Here is a 16,891-nt window from a genome sequence, read left to right as displayed (position 1 = left end):
TGGGGCGACCGTCCTGCGCCGGGCGGCGACGGAGCCGGATTCTCCGGCATGATCCTCTCAATCCTTTGTGAATCCTTGCCGTGAGCCGGCACGTCAAGGCCGCCATCGCCGCCCTCCGGGCCACGGGCCGGCGCCTGCTCCACGGTTGCCGCCGCCATCCGATCCTTCTCACCGCCCCCTTGGCCGTCGTGGCGGTGGGGGCCGGTTTCGCCGCCCAGGAGCTGATCCCGGCGGGGGCCTCCCGCTCGGATCCCGATCTCCTCGAAGCCCTGATCGCCCAGCCCCGGGAGGTCTCCCAGCAGGCCGCGGACCCCAGCGAAGCCCCCGACAAGGATCTGCTGGCGGCGGCCTCCCTGCAGGCCCAGCGCACCAGCCTCAGCCATCCCGACCCGGCGCTGGTGGAACCGGAGGCCGGGGCGGAGGTCCCCCTCGAGATCCGGGTGGCCCTGCTGGGCGCCTCCCCCTCCCCCCGGCTCGGCGCCAGCGGCTACTGGCGACTGGTGGACCGGGACGGACGCCCCGTTCAGGAGGGCGGCCCCGCTGACGCGCCTGACCTGGCGGCGGCCATGGCCGGACGGGCCGAGGTCTGGATGGAGACGGGGTCCGACCATGTCCTGCAGGTGGACGGGCGCCCCTACGAAGGCCGCCTGAGGGTGCTGCGCGGATCCCAGGGCCTCCAGGTCGTGAACCACGTCTCCCTGGAGCGCTACATCAGCTCGGTGGTGGGTGCCGAAATGCCTAGCAGCTGGAACATGGAGGCCCTCAAGGCCCAGGCCGTGGCGGCCCGGTCCTACGCCATGGCCCACATGGCCCGTCCGGCCAGTGCCCACTGGCACCTGGGCGACACCACCCGCTGGCAGGCCTACCGGGGCCTGGGCAGCGTCACCGCCCGCACCCGCCAGGCCACCGCCAGCACCTCCGGGGTGATCCTCAGCTACCAGGGGGGCATCGTTGAAAGCCTCTATGCAGCCACCACCCGCATCACCCAGGAGGCCCACGGTCACCTGGGGGCCAGCATGAGCCAGCACGGCGCCCAGGATCTGGCGGAGCAGGGCCTGCGGTACAACGAGATCCTCGGGCGCTACTACCGGGGCGCCTCCCTGGCCCGACTGCAGGCCGGTGCGAGCTGAGCGCCATTGGCAACGGGCCCGTGAGGTCTCGGAGCTGGCCCGCCGCCAGGGAGCCCTGGTGCCCCTCGACACGCGCATCCTGCCGGACCCCGGCATGGAGCCTTTCGTTCTCCGCGAGCTGCTGTCCTGCACGCCCCGGCACCTGCGCCAGGGAGGGCCCCGGCCCAATCCCTTCCTGCCCTGGGACAGGCCCCTGCAGGTGGACCTGCTCGAGCCAGCCCACGTGCTGCTGCTGAACAAATACCCGGTGCAGGAGGCCCACCTGCTGGTGATCACCCGTGACTGGCGCCCCCAGGGCGGCTGGATCGAGACCTCCGACTGGCAGGCAGTGGCGCAGGTGGGCCAGGACACCGGCGGCCTGTGGTTCTTCAACAGCGGCGCCCGCTCCGGCGCCAGCCAGCCCCATCGCCATCTGCAGCTGCTGCCACGCCGGCCCGGCGAGCCCAGCTGCCCCCTGGCGCCGCTGTTCCTGGAGCAGCTGGAGACGGGGGAGCACGCCTGGAGCTGGGCCTACCGCCTCAGCCGGCGCAGCGATCCGCTGGGTGGGTCCGATCTCGAGGGCCTGTACCACGCCCATGCCCGTGACCTGGAGCTGGGGGAACCGGGCCGCGACGGCGAGCCCCTGCACCCCTACAACCTGCTGTTCGACGACGACTGGTTCCTCACCGTGCGCCGGGTGCGGGAGCACGGGGCCGGATTCAGCGTCAACGCCCTGGGCTTCGCAGGCTTCCTGCTGATCACCAAGGGCTCCGACAGGGGCTGGCTGGAACGCCACGGTCCCTGGGCCCTGCTGAAGCACGTGGCGGCCCCCCGGGCCTGAGGCTTCGCATCCGGGGGCCGGGTCCTGGATCGGGAAACTTCCGTGGTTCCACGGTTGTGCGTTCCGGTCCTCCTGGCCCTCTCTGGAAAAAGAGCGCACCGCCAGCCGTCAATGGCGCCGCGGCACGCCCTGCTTCCACGACATCGCCGACGCCCCAGGCCCCACGACCATGGCCCCTTCCCCCTCCAGCCGCCAGACCCTTCCCTCCAGCGCCGCACGCCGCAACCGGCGCGTGGAGCAGTACCGGGCCGTGGTCCGCCCCCTGGCGCTGCACTACGCCCGCTGCAGCCGTGAATCCTTCGAGGATCTGCTCCAGGTGGGCCTGATGGGCCTGATCCGGGCCGCCGAGCTCTACACGGAGGATCGCCGAACCCCGTTCGAGGCCTTCGCCCGGCCCCACATCCGCGGAGCGATCCTCCATTACCTGCGGGATGCCGCCCCGATCGTGCGGCTGCCGCGCCGACAGGCGGAGCTTCAGGAGCGCTTCAACCGCCTCAGCCGTCACCCCGCCCTCCTGGAGGATCCCGGCCGGGCGATCACCCAGCTGAGCCGGACCCTGGGCGTCACCCCGACGGAATGGCGCCGGCTGGAGGTGCAGCGGCTGCTGGCCAGGCCCGCCAACCTCGACGATCCGGCACTGGTCGAGGCCGTGGCCGCCAGCACCGCCAGTGAGTCGTGCCGCCAGGAGGAGCCGGGTCCTTCGGTGGCCATGCTGCTGGCCCTGCTGGAGCCCCGCCAGCAACTGGTGGTGCGCCAGGTGGTTCTGGCGGGCTGGAGCTACCGGCGCCTCGGGCGCCAGATGGAGGTCAGCCCGATGACGGTGAAACGCCTGCTGCACAAAGGCCTGGAGCAGCTGCGACTGGAGCTGGATGCCCGCGGGCTCAGCCCTGCGGATCGGCCTGATCGCGGTGCATCTGCTGTTCCAGGGTGCTGATGGCGGCGTTCATCGCGGCCAGCTGCCGCTCGATGCCATCGCGCCAGAAGCTGAGCAGGCGCAGCTTGCGTTCCTGATACCGCCGCAGGGCGCTGGCTCCGGACTCCGACCCGGAGCAGTACCCGAAGGGAGGAATCATGACAAAATCTGCAGAGTGGGTCCGTTCTAGCGAGCCCGTCGTTCCATCCGGGGCTGCCCAGGTCCACGCACCCCCTAACGGTTGGGACGGTCGCATCCCGCCTTACCGTCCTCTGGCCACCCACACCACCAGCCTGTCGCAATTTGAGATCAGTCCCCTCCATTGGTCCCATCGGTGTCTGGCTGACGCTGGGTCTGGGCCTGGTGCTGGCACAGCCCGCCCACGCCTACGTGGCCCTGATGGCCGGTCAGAAAGCCCGGCCCCTGAACGGCACCTTCAACAGCGTGCCGGTGCTGCACTCCAACCAGCCGGAGGAGGTGGAGGGGCCGGGGATCCTGATCAACACGGCGCCCGGCTACGCCTATGCCGCCGAGACGGGCCAGGCCCTGCGCAATGCCGAGTACACCTTCAACGGGGAATTCGGCATGCACCTGCACCACAAGTACTTCCCACCCAACCGGCGCTCCATCGCCCCCGGCAGCCGCCGCGCGGAGCTCACCCTGGCGGCGGTCCTGATCAATCCGGGTGTGCGCCCTGTCCACATCCGCTTCTCCAAGGGGGCGGTGCGCAACAGCTTCGAGGCCCCCTACCTGGCCAACAACCTGATGGGGGTCAAGCCGCTCGGTCCCCGGCCCTGGAACACCGGCCCCGGGGACGCCACCGCGGTGCAGATGCTCCGCGGCCGGCTGGACAGCCGCCTGACCGACGAGATCACGATTCCGGCCCGCAGCCGCATCGTGCTCTTCCAGACCCAGCTGCCGGCCCTGGGGATCGCCAACGCCCTGCTGCGCGGCCGCAGTGACGGCCCCTTCCAGATCGCCGTGGTGGCCGCCAAGGCGGAGGACTCCTACAGCCAGGTGCTGGCGGTGCTGGATGAGGGCCGCCTGGCCCCGGGGAGGGTCTATCTGAGTCGCATCAACGACATCCACAACCGGCGGATCTTCTCCCGGGTGGGCGGCGTGGCCCTTGGCGATGCGTACCAGGCCTCGATCACCCACGATCTCGACGCCAAAGGGCCGCTGCACGTGCCCTTCACCAGCACCGACCGGCACCATTTCGGCACCCGGGACGTGCAGGTCAACGCCCTAGCCACCCGCATGGTCGATTCGTCCCTCGACAACGTCGGCACCTACGGGGTGCGCTTCGACATCGACCTGAACCTCAAGGGCAACGGCCCCTACGAGCTGGTGATGAGCCACCCCACCCTGATCGGCGGCCAGCCCTTCACGGCCTTCCGGGGCTCCATCCAGATCCAGACCCCCGCCGGCCTGCGGGAGGTGCATGTGGGGCTGCGCTCGGGGCAGAGCCTGTCCCTGGGCCAGATCGATCTCACCCCAGGGGTCGTGAACCCCGTGCGGGTCAGCCTCGTCTACCCGGCCGATGCCACCCCTGGCCACCTGCTGAGCGTGGTGAGCGCCAGCCAGCTGGCCATGGTCCAGGAGCGGGAACGGCAGCTGGAACTGGCCCGGGCCGGTGCCACCGTCCGGCCGGCCCCGCCGCCCGTCGCCCCTCCGGCGCTCACCGTCCTGCCGCCGGCCGCCACCATCACCCCGACGCCGACGGTGGGCGGCACCGGTCCCCTGGTGCCGCCGTCCCAGATGCTCCGTCCGGCGCCGGCCCCCGGTTGGCTGACGCCGCCACCGCCGCTGCCCTCAACCAACCGGGGCGTCCTGGCCCCGTCCCCCATGATCACGCCGATGCGCAGCCGCTCCGGCACCGCCGCGGGCGGCGGATCGCTGGTCGATCGCTACCGGGAGGCCGTGGAGGCCCAGCAACAGTTCCTGCGGGACCAGCGGGGACCCTGACCAGCCGTCCGATGCCAGCGAACCCAGCACCGACGGAGGGCTGCCGTGGCTGAGAAATCGAACGACGCCCGACAGCGGATCAGCCTCGACCTCACCCGGGAGCTGGTGGCCCACCTGGATCACCTGCGGCGGGAGTGGGGCATCCGCAGCCGGGGCGATGTGCTCGAGCGTCTGCTCGACGATCTGTTCGGCTCCGGTGAGGAGGGGGACGGTGAGGCTGACGGCGATGGCCTTGGTGTTGGCGATGCCGGTGGGGGCCTTGGTCAGGCGCCGGAGGGCCGGTCAACCCAGCGTCACGACGATGACGAGCGGGACCTGGAGGAGCAGGGGGCCCTGGTGCTGGTGGGCCGGGGGGCGATGGACACCCTGCAGGCGGAATTCGAGTGGGAAGCGCCGGCAGAGCATGCCCCGCGGCCCCAGCCTGCTGGCGGGGGCATCGATCTGCCCGGGTTCGTGCGTCGCCGCTCCGATGTCCTCAAGCGCAGCCTGCGGCCCACGGCACGGCAGAGCGCCGGCCCCCTGCCCCTGACCCCCCTGCCGCCCCTCGGCGGGGAGGTGGTGCAGCAGGCGATGGAGGAGGCCGGCAACCACTGGCGCACCCTCTATGGGTCGCCGGCCAACGAAGCGGTGCTGGAGGCGGCCATGCTCTGGCTGGCCCAGGACATCTGGCCCCAGTCGGACCAGAGTGATGGGCGGACGTTCACCTGGTCAGGCGCCTGCCAGGTGATGCAGCAGTTCGTTCCCGGCTGGAGCGATGGCCCGCCGACGTTCGAACGGGTGATGGTCACCGCCGGTGTGCTGGAAGACCCCTTCAGTGGTTCGACCCTGAGCCTGCGGATCCCGACCCTGATCCGGCGCTTCGTGCACCGCTTCCGCCGCCGCCGCCGCGGCACGTCCTTCCAGACGCTGGAGCACACCATGACCCTGCACGGCGCCCTGCGGCTGCTGCAGTTGCCCACCGATCCCGGCCAGCGCCTGACCCTTGCCCAGATCCGCGAGGCCTACCGGGACATGGCCCAGAGCCACCATCCTGACGCCGGCGGGTCGGTTGAGGCGATGCGACGCCTCAACGAGGCCTATCAACTGCTCAAGGAGCTCTATCGGCAGGGCGCTGCGAGCGACCGCTGATCTCACCGCGCGCACCGATCAGGGGCGTCGTGAGTTGCCCAGGCATCTCGGATGAGACAAGGACCTAGTCTAATACTGAGTCCTAGAAAGGAAGCATGGGATGGAGGGCTCCCATCCCCATGACGCTTGCATCTCAGCCAACCCAGATAAGACCAGCTGCGTGTCTCGGCACTGGACTTGTACGCTATCCGCAAGACCGTGATTTTTCGTCGATTTCATTTGTGGCGACCGACCTCCTTCACCTTGTGACCTCTGCCGACAGTCGACGACCGATGGATCGCAGGCGCAGTGGCTGTCCAGGGGTGCCTGCCCAGGCCGATGGCCATGTCCATGGTTTGGACAGCGCCTGAATAGCCTTGGAACTACTGGGATCCGAATCCTGGCGTATCTGTCTTTGACACAGATACGCAAACTGAACCGATGGCCCGAAGCGACCGATCCCGCGGAAACCGCTCGAAGACCCCCAGATGGAGAGCCATCTTCAAAGGCTGGTCCATCCACACCCACAGACCCTGCAGCATGCTCATCAGAAGTCTCAGCTGAGTGTTGTCATAGGACTGGTCATGGGTCCCATGTGCGACAACTGAGGAGCTTCCGCTGGATCCGCCTCCCACGCGCCATGGCGGTCCCATCTCTGGCCAGGCCATCGCCTTGCCGACCAGGCATGCCGTGCAGCACCTGGACCACGAACCGCCAAACCATGAACCAGCCAGCACCGCCGTCCTGGCGTCGCAACTGGCTGGCTCGGGTCTCAGTCCAGGACAAGGGGCGAGTCCCGCATGAGAACTATGATTCACCCCTGCCGCTGCCCAGGTGATCGTCCGCGCCACCGGCGGGCATCGCTCCCATCGCAGAAGGCCATACAAAAAACCCCGTCACGTTCGTGACGGGGAGGAAGGCTCGAGTGCTTACGGAAATTGATTGATCGTCTCACCTCAGACCCACTGTCAGACCAGTGATTGGACCAGAGTGAGACGATCGGGCCGCTCAGGTGGAGGTCTGGAGTCCCTGGATCAGGTAATCGAAGTAGGGGCCGGCCAGAGTGGCTTCATCAGCACCCAGCAGCACCAGGGCCGCCTCCTTGAGGGTGCGCATCGCCTCCACCATGCCGGGGAGGGGAACGCCCAGGCTGTTGTACATCTCGCGGGCACCCACCACGCCGATCTGCTGAATCAGCTCGGTGCTGCCGGCCAGGATTCCGTAGGTGACCAGCCGCAGGTACCAGCTGTAATCACGCAGGCACTGGGCCCGTTGCTTCTGGCCGAAAGCATTGCCTCCGGGGGCCACGTAGTCCGGCTTGCGCAGGAAGAGCTGTTTGGACGCTTCGGCGATGATCTTTTTCTCGTTGTCCGTCAGCACCCTGACGACACTCAGCCGGCGGGCTCCACCGCTGAGGAACTCCACCATCGTGCGCAGCTCGCCGCCGGTGGGGTAGCGGAGCTGATCATCGGCCTGGAGGATCAGATCGCGAACGACGCTCATAGCAGCGACCACAGTCCGGCGAATCCTATCGAGCCCGAAGCCTCCTCCAGGGCTCCTGGCGCAAGGTGTAACGCCCCTTTGCACGACCCCCGATAGGGTCGCTGCAGTGCTGCGGAATCCAGATGGCCTCGGTGGGCGACAGGCTCGAGCTGGAGATCACCGACCTGGGCCATGACGGGCAGGGGGTGGGGCGCCACGACGGGCTGGTGGTGTTCGTCAGCGGCGCCCTGCCCGGCGACACCGTGCAGGTGCGCCTGCAGGCGGTGGCGCGGCGCCATCTGGTGGGTCAGCTGCTGCGGGTGCTGACGCCCTCTGGCGACCGCCGCCGGCCCCCCTGCATCCTCGCTGACAACTGCGGTGGCTGCAGCCTCCAGCCCCTGGCGGACGGGGCCCAGGCCGCCTGGAAGCAGCGCAGCCTCGAGCAGACCCTGCAGCGCATCGGCGGCCTGAGCGCCCCTGTGCGGCCGCTGCTGGTGGCCGATCCGACCCTCGGCTACCGCAACCGCGCCCTGATTCCGCTGGAGCGCCGGGCCGATGGCCGCCTGCGCGCCGGCTACTACCGCCGGGGCTCGCACCAGATCGTCAACATGGCCCGCTGCCCGGTGCTCGACCCGCGCATCGACGCCCTGATCGCCCCCCTCAAGGCCGACATCGAAGCCAGCGACTGGCCGATCGATCGCCACGGCAACGACCCCGAGGCCTTGGAGGGTCCCGGTCTGCGCCACCTGGGCCTGCGGGTGGGGGCGGCCACCGGGGAGCTGCTCATCACCCTGATCAGCAGCCATGACGACCTGCCCGGCCTTGAGGCCCTGGCCGACGCCTGGTGCGAACGCTGGCCCGAACTGGTGGGTGTCTGCCTCAACCTGCAGCCCCTGCCCACCAATCGCCTGATGGGCGACGAGACCCGGGTGATCCGCGGCCGGGAGTGGATCCATGAAAGCTTCGCCGGCCTGCGCTTCCGCATCGCCGCCGACACCTTCTTCCAGGTCAATACCGGCCAGGCCGAACGGCTGGTTCCCTATCTGATCGAAGCTCTCGGCCCGGCTCCCGCCGGCGGCTGCCTGCTCGATGCCTACTGCGGCATCGGCACCTACAGCCTGCCCCTGGCCGCCGCCGGCTGGCAGGTCACCGGCCTGGAGCTGCACCCCGGTGCCGTGACCATGGCCCGGCTGAATACCTCCGCCAACGGCCTGGAGGATCGGGCGAGCTTCGAGCAGGCCGACGTGCCCCAGGTGCTGGAGGAGCGCCTCCAGGGCCAGCAGGCCCTGGTGCTGGATCCGCCCCGCAAGGGGCTGAACCCGTTCGCCACCGCCGCGATCCTGGCGGCACGACCGGAGCGCATCGCCTACGTGAGCTGTGATCCGGCGGCCCTGGCCCGCGACCTGGCCCAGCTGTGCGGCTCAGGGGTCTACCGGCTGAACTGGGTGCAGCCGGTGGACTTCTTCCCCAACACCAGCCACGTCGAGGCCCTGGCGGCCCTGGAAAGGGTCTAGCGGCGCTGTTCGGCGCCGAAGCGGCGCTCGAGGGCCTCGCGCACCCGCCCATGGGCCGCCTCCACCTCCTCGTCGGTGAGGGTGCGGGCGCTGTCGCGGTAGCGCAGGCGGAAGGCCTGGCTGCAGCGGCCGGCCTCCACCTGGGCACCTTCGTAGCGGTCGATCAGCTCGGCCTGCTCCAGCAGCGGCTTGCCCGCCTTGCGGATCGCCGCCAGCAGGTCGGCGGCCGTGGTGTCAGCGGGAACGACAAGGGCCAGATCGCGCTCCGAGGCCGGCACGGTGGGGTAGGCGCGGAAGCTGGGCTGCCAGCGGTTGCGGCGGGTGCCGGCGCTGAGCAGGGGCTCCAGTTCGAGCTGGAACACATAGGTGGCGGCCGGCAGGTCGAGGGCGTCGGCCTCGGCCGGGTGGAGCTGGCCGAACCAGCCGGCGGGCTTGCCTTCCACCAGCAGCTGGGCGGCGCGGCCGGGGTGCAGCAGCGGGGCGTCGGTCAGGGGACGGTCCTCCAGGGGCAGGCGCAGGGGCTCCAGACCGGCCTGCAGCACGCCGCGGGCCTGGAAGTAGTCCGGGGGGGCGGGCTTGCCGGAGCTGCGCCAGCGTTCGGCGCGCCGCTCGCCGGCGATCACCCCCACCAGCAGGGTGCGTTCCCCATGGCGCGCCTCACCGCTGGCCCCACCACCCGGGAACACCCGGCCGATCTCGAAGCCCCAGAAGCCCCCCAGGGAGGCCTGCAGGTTGCGGCGGGCGGCCTGGAGCAGCTCCTGGTGCAGGTTGTCGCGCAGGTGGCCGTAGTCGGCCAGGAGCGGATTGGCCAGGGGCACCCGGTCCGGGGCCGCCGCCACCAGCGACAGGGAGACGATCTCCTGGAGGCCGGCGGCGCAGAGGCTGCGGCGCAGGCGGCGTTCCAGCTGCTGGGCCGGCTCCAGGCCGCCGGGGATCAGGGGATCGGGCAGATGGGCGGCGAAGTGGTCGTAGCCCACCAGCCGGGCCACCTCCTCGATCAGGTCGACTTCACGCTTGAGGTCCATGGCGCGCTCGGGCGGCACCCGCACCTGCCAGCCCTCCTCGTCCTCCTCGAGGACGCAGCCGAGGGCCTCCAGGGTGGCGGTGATGCGTTCATCGTCCAGGTCCTGGGCCTCGCCCTCCACCAGCACCGGACCCAGCAGGTTGTGGAGGGCGTCGCGGCGCAGGGGCAGGGGCGGCTGGGGAGACGGGGTCCGCTGGTGCAGCCAGCGGCCCTCCACGCTGGCTCCGGCCAGTTCCTGCAGCAGGGCCACGGCCCGGTCGGCGGCGGCCAGGGTGATCTCCCGCGGCACCCCCTTCTCGAAGCGGCTGCTGGCCTCGGTGCGCAGCCCGACGCTGCGGGCGGAGCGGCGCACCGCCTGGGGGGCGAAGACGGCCGCCTCGAGCCAGATGGCGGTGGTGGCTTCGGTGACGGCCTCGGCGAGACCCCCCATCACCCCGGCCAGGGCAATGGGGTGGTCGGCGCAGGTGACCACCAGGGCCTCCTCGCTCAAGGTGCGCTCCTGGCCGTCGAGGGCCACGAAGGCTTCCCCGGGGCGGCCCTGCCGCAGGCCGATGCTGGCCGGCTCGGGGGTGCCGCCCGTGAGCACCCCCAGACGATCCCGGTCGAAGGCATGCAGGGGCTGGCCCGTCTCCAGCATCACCAGGTTGGTGATGTCCACCACGTTGTTGATGGGGCGCACACCGGCCCGCTCCAGGCGCTGGCGCAGCCAGTCCGGGGAGGGACCGACTTTCAGGCCGTCGAGGGCGGTGAGGCTGAACAGCCCCCCCGCCTCGATGGCCTCGCGGTCGGCCGCCGCGGCGGCCAGGGTCTGGGCGGCCACCACGGGCGCCGCCGCGGGGAAGGTGGTGCTGCCGCCGCTGAGGGCCGCCACCTCGCGGGCGATGCCGCGCATCGACAGGCCATCGGGGCGGTTGGCGGTGATCGCCAGTTCCAGCACCTGATCATCCAGGCCCAGCAGCGGACCCACGGCCGTCCCCAGGGGGGGCACGCTCTCCAGCAGACGGTCGAGTTCGGCGATGCCGTCACTGCCGTCGTCGAGGCCGAGTTCCCGCAGGGAGCAGATCATGCCGCTGCTGGCCACCCCACGCAGTTCGGCCGGCTTGATCGTCACCCCCACCGCCGGCAGGGTGCTGCCCACCAGGGCCACGGGCACGTGCAGGCCCTGGCGCACATTCGGGGCGCCGCAGACGATCTGGAGGGGCTCGCCAGCCCCCACATCCACCTTGCAGACACTGAGCTTGTCGGCATTGGGATGGGGATCGCGCTGCACCACATGGCCCACCACCACCCCGGCCGCCCGGGCCGCCAGATCCTCGATGGCCTCCACCTCGAAACCGGCGATCGACAGGCGCTCCGCCAGGTACTCAGGCACGAGAGCGGCCGGTTCCACGCTGACCAGCTCCCGGAGCCATTGGAGCGAAACCAGCATCGGAGGGTTGCACAGCAGCCGCCCACATTAGGAAGCGATCAGGGCCCTCCCCATCGGGAGGTAAGGTGCAGGATCGTCTCTCTGCAACGCATCCGCGGCGCAACGTCCTTCCATGGCCAAGAACAAGGGCGTCCGGCTGGTGATCACCCTCGAGTGCACCGAATGCCGGTCCAACCCCGCCAAGCGGTCCCCTGGCGTGTCCCGTTACACGACCCAGAAGAACCGCCGCAACACCACCGAACGGATCGAACTCAAGAAGTTCTGCCCCCACTGCAACGCCTCCACCGTCCACAAGGAGATCAAGTGAGGCTGGATTCCCTGCGGAATCCCATCCCCTGATCGTCCCGCGGCCCCTGCAGCGGCAGTTTTCTCCTTTCGTTCCCCCACTCCGTTCCCATGTCCAGTTCCTTCTTCAAGAAGCGCCTGTCGCCGATCAAGCCCGGTGATCCGATCGACTACAAGGACGTCGATCTGCTCAAGAAGTTCATCACCGAGCGCGGCAAGATCCTGCCCCGCCGCCTCACCGGCCTGACGGCCAAGCAGCAGCGCGATCTCACCAATGCCGTCAAGCGGGCCCGGATCGTGGCCCTGCTGCCCTTCGTGAATCCCGAAGGCTGAGTTGCCTTCCGCCTCGCGTCGGTTCACGGCGGGTGACCTGGTCGGCCTCCACGACGACAGCCGCAGCCTGCTGGCGGTGGTCGTGGCCGAGAAAGGCACCCGCCTCGATCTCAGGGTGGGCTTTGAGGCCAAGGCCGTCCAGAGGGGGGTCCGGCAGCTCGATCTGCTGGCCGCCCTCCCCGGCGATCAATCCCCACCCTCACGCCTGTCCCAGCCCCCCTGGGGTCTGAGTCCGGAGGCGTTGCAGCAGGCCGCCCCCAGCCCCAGGGAGCTGGGTGCCGCTTGGCTGTTGCTGCTGGATGACCCGGCGTCCCTCGAGCTGGGGGACTTCGTTGACCTGATCGGCGACGGCGGCAATCCCATCCAGCGGGCCGCCTGCTGGCTGTGGCTGCAGGGCCCCCAGACCCTGTTCCGCTGGCGCCAGCAGCAGGTGGAGCCCCGGCCGCTGGTGGATGTGCGCCGGCTGCGGCGGGACGCCCGCCGCCAGCAGCTGGCCGAGCAGCGCCGGCGCCAGTGGCAGGACGCCCTGCGCCAGCGCCGCCCGATCGATCCCCAGCAGCTCGATCCCGAACAGCGCCAGCACCTGGTCCTGCTGCGGGAGTGGGCCAGCGGCGACACCAGCCGTCCCCTGCCCGACGACCTGCACCGCGCCCTGCAGGGAGCCCACTGCGCCATGGAGTCGGCGCCGATCCGGCACCTGCTGGTGGACCTGGGCCAGTGGGAGAGGCACCACCTGCCCTCGCTGGAGAACACCACCTGGCAGGCGGGCTTCAGCGAGGAGCTCGAGGCTGAGGCCCGCCAACTGGTGGAGCTGGCCGCCACGGAGCTTCCCGGTGACGAACAGCGCCGCGACCTCAGCGGGCTGCACACCGTCACGATCGACGATGCGGACACCCGCGACATCGACGACGGCCTCTCCCTGGAGCAGGGGCCCGATGGGAAACCGCGGCTGTGGATCCACATCGCCGACCCTGGCCGGCTGGTGGCAGCGGGCAGCCCCCTCGACACCGAGGCCCGGCGCCGGGCCAGCAGCCTCTACCTGGCCCGGGGGCCACTGCCGATGTTCCCCGAGGTGCTCAGCACCGGCCCGATGAGCCTGCGCATGGGTCAGCGCTGCCCGGCCCTGAGCCTGTGGGTGGAGCTGGCCGATGACGGCGCCGTGGCCGCCCATGGGCTGGAGTCCAGCTGGGTGCGGCCCGCCTACCGCCTGAGTTATGCCGATGCCGATGAGCTGATCGAGCTGGCCCCGCCCCAGGAGCGCTATCTCGAAGAGATTCATGCCTTGATGGAGCGGCGGCGGCGCTGGCGGCTGGCCCGGGGGGCCCTCGATCTGGACCAGCCCGAGGGTCGGATCCGCTGCGACGAGCTGGGGGCCCAGCTGGAGATCACTGAGCCGTCCCCGTCGCGCACCCTGGTGGCCGAGGCCATGATCCTGGCCGGAGCCGTGATCGCCCAACACGGCCAGGAGCAGGGTCTGGCCCTGCCCTATCGCAGCCAGCTGACGGCGGAGTTGCCGCCTGAGGCGGAACTGGCGAGCCTGCCGGCGGGTCCGGTGCGCCATGCCGCCATCAAGCGCTGCCTCAGCCGGGGCCATCTCGGCACCACTCCGGCCCCCCACTTTTCCCTGGGCCTGCCCTGCTACGTGCAGGCCACCTCACCGATCCGCCGTTACAACGACCTGCTGGTGCAACGCCAGCTGCTGGCCCATCAGCAGGGGCAGCCGGTGCTGGAGGAGGCGGAGCTGGGGGCGCTGCTGGCGGAGCTGGAGGGGGCCATCCGCCAGGGACTGCAGATCGCCCGGGAGGACCAACGCCACTGGCAGCAGGTGTGGTTCGAGGCCCAGGAGCAGCACCAGTGGCCGGGGCTGTTTCTGCGCTGGCTGCGGCCCCAGGACCGGCTCGGCCTGGTGCACCTGCCCGATCTGGCCATGGATCTGGCCGCCGAGTGCCATGGCGACCCCGGTCCCGGCGACGCCCTGCTGGTGCGGCTGCAGCAGGTGGATTCCCTGCGGGACCTGCTGCGCTTCACGGCCGCGGGCTGACCCCGGCGGCCTCAGGGGCTGAGGTTGTACTTGCCCATCGCCTGCTGCTTGCAGATGGTTTCGGCCTGGGCAATGGAGGCTCGGGCGTTGACCTGCTGGGCGACGCAGGTGCACGTGTCCTTCGCCAGGCCGGCCGGCACCGGCTTGCCCGCCTTGGTGAAATCGGCATTCACCGCCAGGGTGCAGTAATGGATGATCAGCTGGTCGCGCATGTTGTTGAGGCCCTGGGCCCGGGCCGGCAGGGCGGCCAGCAGCAGCGCCGAACCCGCCACCGAGAGCAGCACGGGCAGGGGCCGGAGGGCGGATCCTGGGTTGGTGGAAACCATGGGGCAACGGCGCTGATCAGCCCATCCTGACCGAACTCAGGCCGGCTGGCCCAGGCGCTGCAGGCGGCGTCGCCGCCAGAGCAGGAGCACCACCACCCCCACGCAGGCCAGGCCCACCGCCGCCGGGAACAGGGCCGTGGTCAGCGTCAGCCGCTCTAGGGAGAGCAGCACCAGCAGGTTGCGCAGCACGAACAGGCTGAAAAAGCCGATCCGTTCCTGCTCCGGGTGGCTCCAGGCGCGCCGCAGGGTGGGGCCGAAGCCCAGCAGATCCACCAAAGTGAGCACCACCACGGCCCCGAGCGGGTCGGCGGTGAGGAACCAGAAGGGCAGGGCCGAGGCGGCGCCGGCCAGAAACAGCCAATCGCTTGTCGTGATCGCCCGATCGGCGCCATGGGTGAAGGCCAGCCAGGCGATGGAGAAGGTGATCAGGGCCGACACGCCGGTGGGCCAGGCCCCGACCCCGCCGCCGGCGGCCCAGGTGGCCAGGAACACCAGCAGCGTGGTGACCCCCCAGATCAGCCAGGAGAACACATGGGGGCGGGTGCGGCCGGCCCGTATTGAGACGATGTAAGGGAGGAAGGCCGCGAAGGTGAGGGCGATGGCGGCGCCACTGAACAGCAGCTTCACGTCACGAGCCTTGACACCCGCAGCCAGGGGCCCCAGGGGTTGGCACAGCCGATCAGGGCCACAGGGGTGGGGCGATCGAGGCTAAGGAGCCAGTGGTGCAGGGCCGGCTCCAGGGTGATCACCGGCCAGGCCCCCGCCTCGCCGTGGAGCACGTAGCCGCCCTGGCCGTCGGGCACCAGCTCCCCGCGCCAGAGGCGCTCTCCCGGCTCCGGCGGCGGCGCCCAGCCCGACAGTGCCGCCAGCTCCGCCGCCTCCAGTTGGCCGTGGCGATCCAGACGCTCCGGGGCCTCCAGCACCTCCCGCTGCCGCTCGCGCCAGCGGGAGTGGTGCCAGGGGGTATCCCACAGCGGCACCACACCGGCCGGAGCCAGCGGATCGCCGATCAGGGCCTCCTGCAGACGCCGCACCGGCAGGGCGGCCGGCTCCACTCCATCGAGCACACACAGGGCCGCCGCCAGCCCGGCGGCCTGGCCGATGTTGAGCACCAGGGGCTGGAGCCGGGTGGCTCCGTTGGCCATGTGGCTGACGCCGAAACCCTTGTCGGCCGCCAGCAAGTTGGTCACCCCCTCACTCACCAGGGCGCCGTAGGGGATGGTGAACGGGGTGCCGCTCCAGCGGCCGCCCCAGCGGCAGCTCTTGGGGGCCAGGGGCCAGTCGCCGCCGGGGTAGTGGTGGTCGTTGGCGTAGTTGCCCACGGCGATGCAGGTCAAGGCCCCATCGGCGGCGCGGCTGAGGGGGGCGATGCAGGCACCCTCCCCCTGGGGCAGCAGGTGTTGCTCCAGCACCAGCTCCCGGGCCACCAGCCGGCGGCCCTCCCGCCAGTAGGGCATCAGGGCCAGGGATCCGGCGCCGCTGAGCCGCCCGGCCCTGGCCTCCTCGGGTGTAGGAAACACCGCTGCGGGGCCCAGCCAGCCGCCGCTGGCCTGGCACAGGGCTGCGGCGAAGGCCTCGCTGTGGTCGCGCATCGCTGCGAGCAGCTCCCCTTCGACCGCAGCGACGTCGGCGGCGGCACCTCCGGCGAAGCATTCCGGAAAAGCCCGCTCCAGACCTTGGTGCCAGTCGTTGCCATGCAGGGGCCAGTTCAGCATCACCAGGCCCCCGGGCAGGCGGCCGTAGGTGAGGGTGCGCTCCAGGCCGAAGGACTCGGTGGCCGCCGCGAAGGGCTCCGGCAGGGGAGGGGGGCTGCGGCGCCAGGCCTCCCTATCGGGGGCCACCGGTCCCCCCCTCTCGTCCAGCTGGCCCAGGCACACCCAGGTGGGCGACTGCACCGGCTGCCGCTGGAAGAAGGGGTCGTTCCCGAGGCGCTCGGCCGTGGGGGCGCTGGGTTCCTGCCAGAGCTCCCTGGCCTCCCAGCCGAAGCGGAAGGGGGCGCCGGCCAGGGGATAGAGCTCGCCCCGGTCGCTGCCATCGATCACCACCGTGGGCCGCAGGCGCCGCTGGATGCCCCTGTGCTGCACCGTCACGGCGCCGATGCGGTCGCCGTCGCGCTCCACCGCCTCCAGCCGCACGCCGGACCACCACTCCAGCCGTTCCTCGGCCGCCACCCAGCGGCGCAGGATCCGCTCGGCACTGGCGGGGCGGTAGCCGAAGCAGCTCACCCAGTTCTGATCCAGACCCTCCGGCTCGATCCATTGCAGGGCCCGCAGCAGGGCCCCCCACAGGCCGCTCTGCCAGGGGCTCAGCTCGTTGCCGTCGGGGGCGCACACCCCGGCCGCGCTCACCATGCCGCCCAGCCACGGCCCGGGCGTGAGCAGCAGGGTGTCGGCGCCGGAGCGGGCGGCCTGCAGCGCCGCGGCGACACCACCGCTGCCGCCGCCCCACACGAGCACGTCCGCCCTGCGATCGAATCCCGTGCGCATCGGGGAGAAGGGGCCGGGGTCAGGGGGCCAGCATCC

Annotated in this window: 15 protein-coding genes; 9 read left to right on the top strand and 6 right to left on the bottom strand. The window is 70.9% G+C overall.

The features are described from left to right. Window positions 1–80: 80 nt before the first annotated feature. The 3 genes from H6G99_RS16265 to H6G99_RS01335 all read left to right on the top strand — a co-directional run bounded on the left by H6G99_RS16265 (window position 81) and on the right by H6G99_RS01335 (window position 2,884). Window positions 81–1,130 carry a SpoIID/LytB domain-containing protein gene (locus H6G99_RS16265; RefSeq protein WP_353617142.1) on the top strand — a complete coding sequence of 350 codons (1,050 nt, stop codon included), beginning with the start codon at window positions 81–83 and terminating at the stop codon, window positions 1,128–1,130. Then, a complete protein-coding gene (locus H6G99_RS01340) occupies window positions 1,120–1,950 on the top strand; it encodes an ATP adenylyltransferase family protein (protein ID WP_190609415.1) in 831 nt (276 codons plus the stop codon). Before H6G99_RS16265 ends, H6G99_RS01340 begins: the two co-directional genes overlap by 11 nt. A 169-nt stretch (window positions 1,951–2,119) precedes the next feature. Next, complete coding sequence (locus H6G99_RS01335) at window positions 2,120–2,884, top strand: sigma-70 family RNA polymerase sigma factor (protein WP_190609413.1); 765 nt, start codon at window positions 2,120–2,122, stop codon at window positions 2,882–2,884. On the opposite strand, the gene H6G99_RS01330 is transcribed toward H6G99_RS01335, so the two are convergent. Further along, entirely contained in the window at window positions 2,832–3,023 is a 192-nt protein-coding gene (locus H6G99_RS01330) for a sigma factor SigF (RefSeq protein ID WP_094584563.1), read from the bottom strand. The genes H6G99_RS01335 and H6G99_RS01330 overlap by 53 nt on opposite strands. Before the next feature lie 143 nt (window positions 3,024–3,166). On the opposite strand from H6G99_RS01330, the gene H6G99_RS01325 reads away from it, so the two are divergent. Together H6G99_RS01325 and H6G99_RS01320 are read left to right on the top strand one after the other, a co-directional pair. Continuing rightward, window positions 3,167–4,828, top strand: a complete 1,662-nt coding sequence (locus H6G99_RS01325) for a DUF3370 family protein (RefSeq protein WP_190609411.1) — start codon at window positions 3,167–3,169, stop codon at window positions 4,826–4,828. A gap of 45 nt (window positions 4,829–4,873) precedes the next feature. Next, the gene (locus H6G99_RS01320; RefSeq protein WP_094584561.1) at window positions 4,874–5,956 is read left to right on the top strand and encodes a J domain-containing protein; all 1,083 of its coding nucleotides are present in this window, start codon (window positions 4,874–4,876) and stop codon (window positions 5,954–5,956) included. Window positions 5,957–6,943: 987 nt separating this feature from the next. Here H6G99_RS01320 and H6G99_RS01315 read toward each other — a convergent pair. Further along, window positions 6,944–7,438 (bottom strand): allophycocyanin subunit alpha-B, encoded by a 495-nt coding sequence (locus H6G99_RS01315; protein ID WP_094584560.1) that lies wholly within the window; start codon window positions 7,436–7,438, stop codon window positions 6,944–6,946. A 122-nt stretch (window positions 7,439–7,560) separates the two neighbouring features. Between H6G99_RS01315 and rlmD the strand changes: the two genes are divergently transcribed. Beyond that, a complete protein-coding gene (rlmD, locus tag H6G99_RS01310; protein ID WP_190609410.1) occupies window positions 7,561–8,931 on the top strand; it encodes a 23S rRNA (uracil(1939)-C(5))-methyltransferase RlmD in 1,371 nt (456 codons plus the stop codon). Here the strand turns inward: rlmD and pheT are convergent. After that, window positions 8,928–11,384, bottom strand: a complete 2,457-nt coding sequence (pheT, locus tag H6G99_RS01305) for a phenylalanine--tRNA ligase subunit beta (protein WP_190609408.1) — start codon at window positions 11,382–11,384, stop codon at window positions 8,928–8,930. The genes rlmD and pheT overlap by 4 nt on opposite strands. A gap of 112 nt (window positions 11,385–11,496) precedes the next feature. Here pheT and rpmG point away from each other — a divergent pair, with 112 nt between their 5' ends. From rpmG to H6G99_RS01290, 3 genes are all read left to right on the top strand, one after another. Further along, window positions 11,497–11,691: a 50S ribosomal protein L33 gene (rpmG, locus tag H6G99_RS01300; RefSeq protein ID WP_015108195.1), complete on the top strand. Its 195-nt coding sequence runs from the start codon at window positions 11,497–11,499 to the stop codon at window positions 11,689–11,691. A gap of 89 nt (window positions 11,692–11,780) precedes the next feature. After that, entirely contained in the window at window positions 11,781–12,002 is a 222-nt protein-coding gene (gene rpsR, locus H6G99_RS01295; RefSeq protein WP_006041316.1) for a 30S ribosomal protein S18, read from the top strand. Window position 12,003: 1 nt separating this feature from the next. Continuing rightward, a complete protein-coding gene (locus H6G99_RS01290) occupies window positions 12,004–14,043 on the top strand; it encodes a ribonuclease catalytic domain-containing protein (RefSeq protein WP_190609406.1) in 2,040 nt (679 codons plus the stop codon). 11 nt (window positions 14,044–14,054) lie between these two features. Here H6G99_RS01290 and H6G99_RS01285 read toward each other — a convergent pair whose 3' ends face one another. Genes H6G99_RS01285 through H6G99_RS01275 form a run of 3 tightly spaced genes read right to left on the bottom strand, consistent with a single transcriptional unit; the run spans window position 14,055 to window position 16,855 of the window. Further along, entirely contained in the window at window positions 14,055–14,369 is a 315-nt protein-coding gene (locus H6G99_RS01285; RefSeq protein ID WP_233133818.1) for a hypothetical protein, read from the bottom strand. A 36-nt stretch (window positions 14,370–14,405) separates the two neighbouring features. Continuing rightward, window positions 14,406–14,996, bottom strand: a complete 591-nt coding sequence (locus H6G99_RS01280; RefSeq protein ID WP_094584556.1) for a hypothetical protein — start codon at window positions 14,994–14,996, stop codon at window positions 14,406–14,408. Continuing rightward, window positions 14,993–16,855: an FAD-dependent oxidoreductase gene (locus H6G99_RS01275; RefSeq protein ID WP_094584555.1), complete on the bottom strand. Its 1,863-nt coding sequence runs from the start codon at window positions 16,853–16,855 to the stop codon at window positions 14,993–14,995. The genes H6G99_RS01280 and H6G99_RS01275 overlap by 4 nt, the downstream gene beginning before the upstream one ends. Window positions 16,856–16,891: the final 36 nt, after the last annotated feature.

This window comes from Synechococcus sp. FACHB-909 (assembly GCF_014698945.1).
Lineage (GTDB): Bacteria > Cyanobacteriota > Cyanobacteriia > PCC-6307 > Cyanobiaceae > Cyanobium.
The sequence above is the reverse complement of the archived record's forward strand: the minus strand, read 5'-3'. Positions and strand labels throughout refer to the sequence as shown.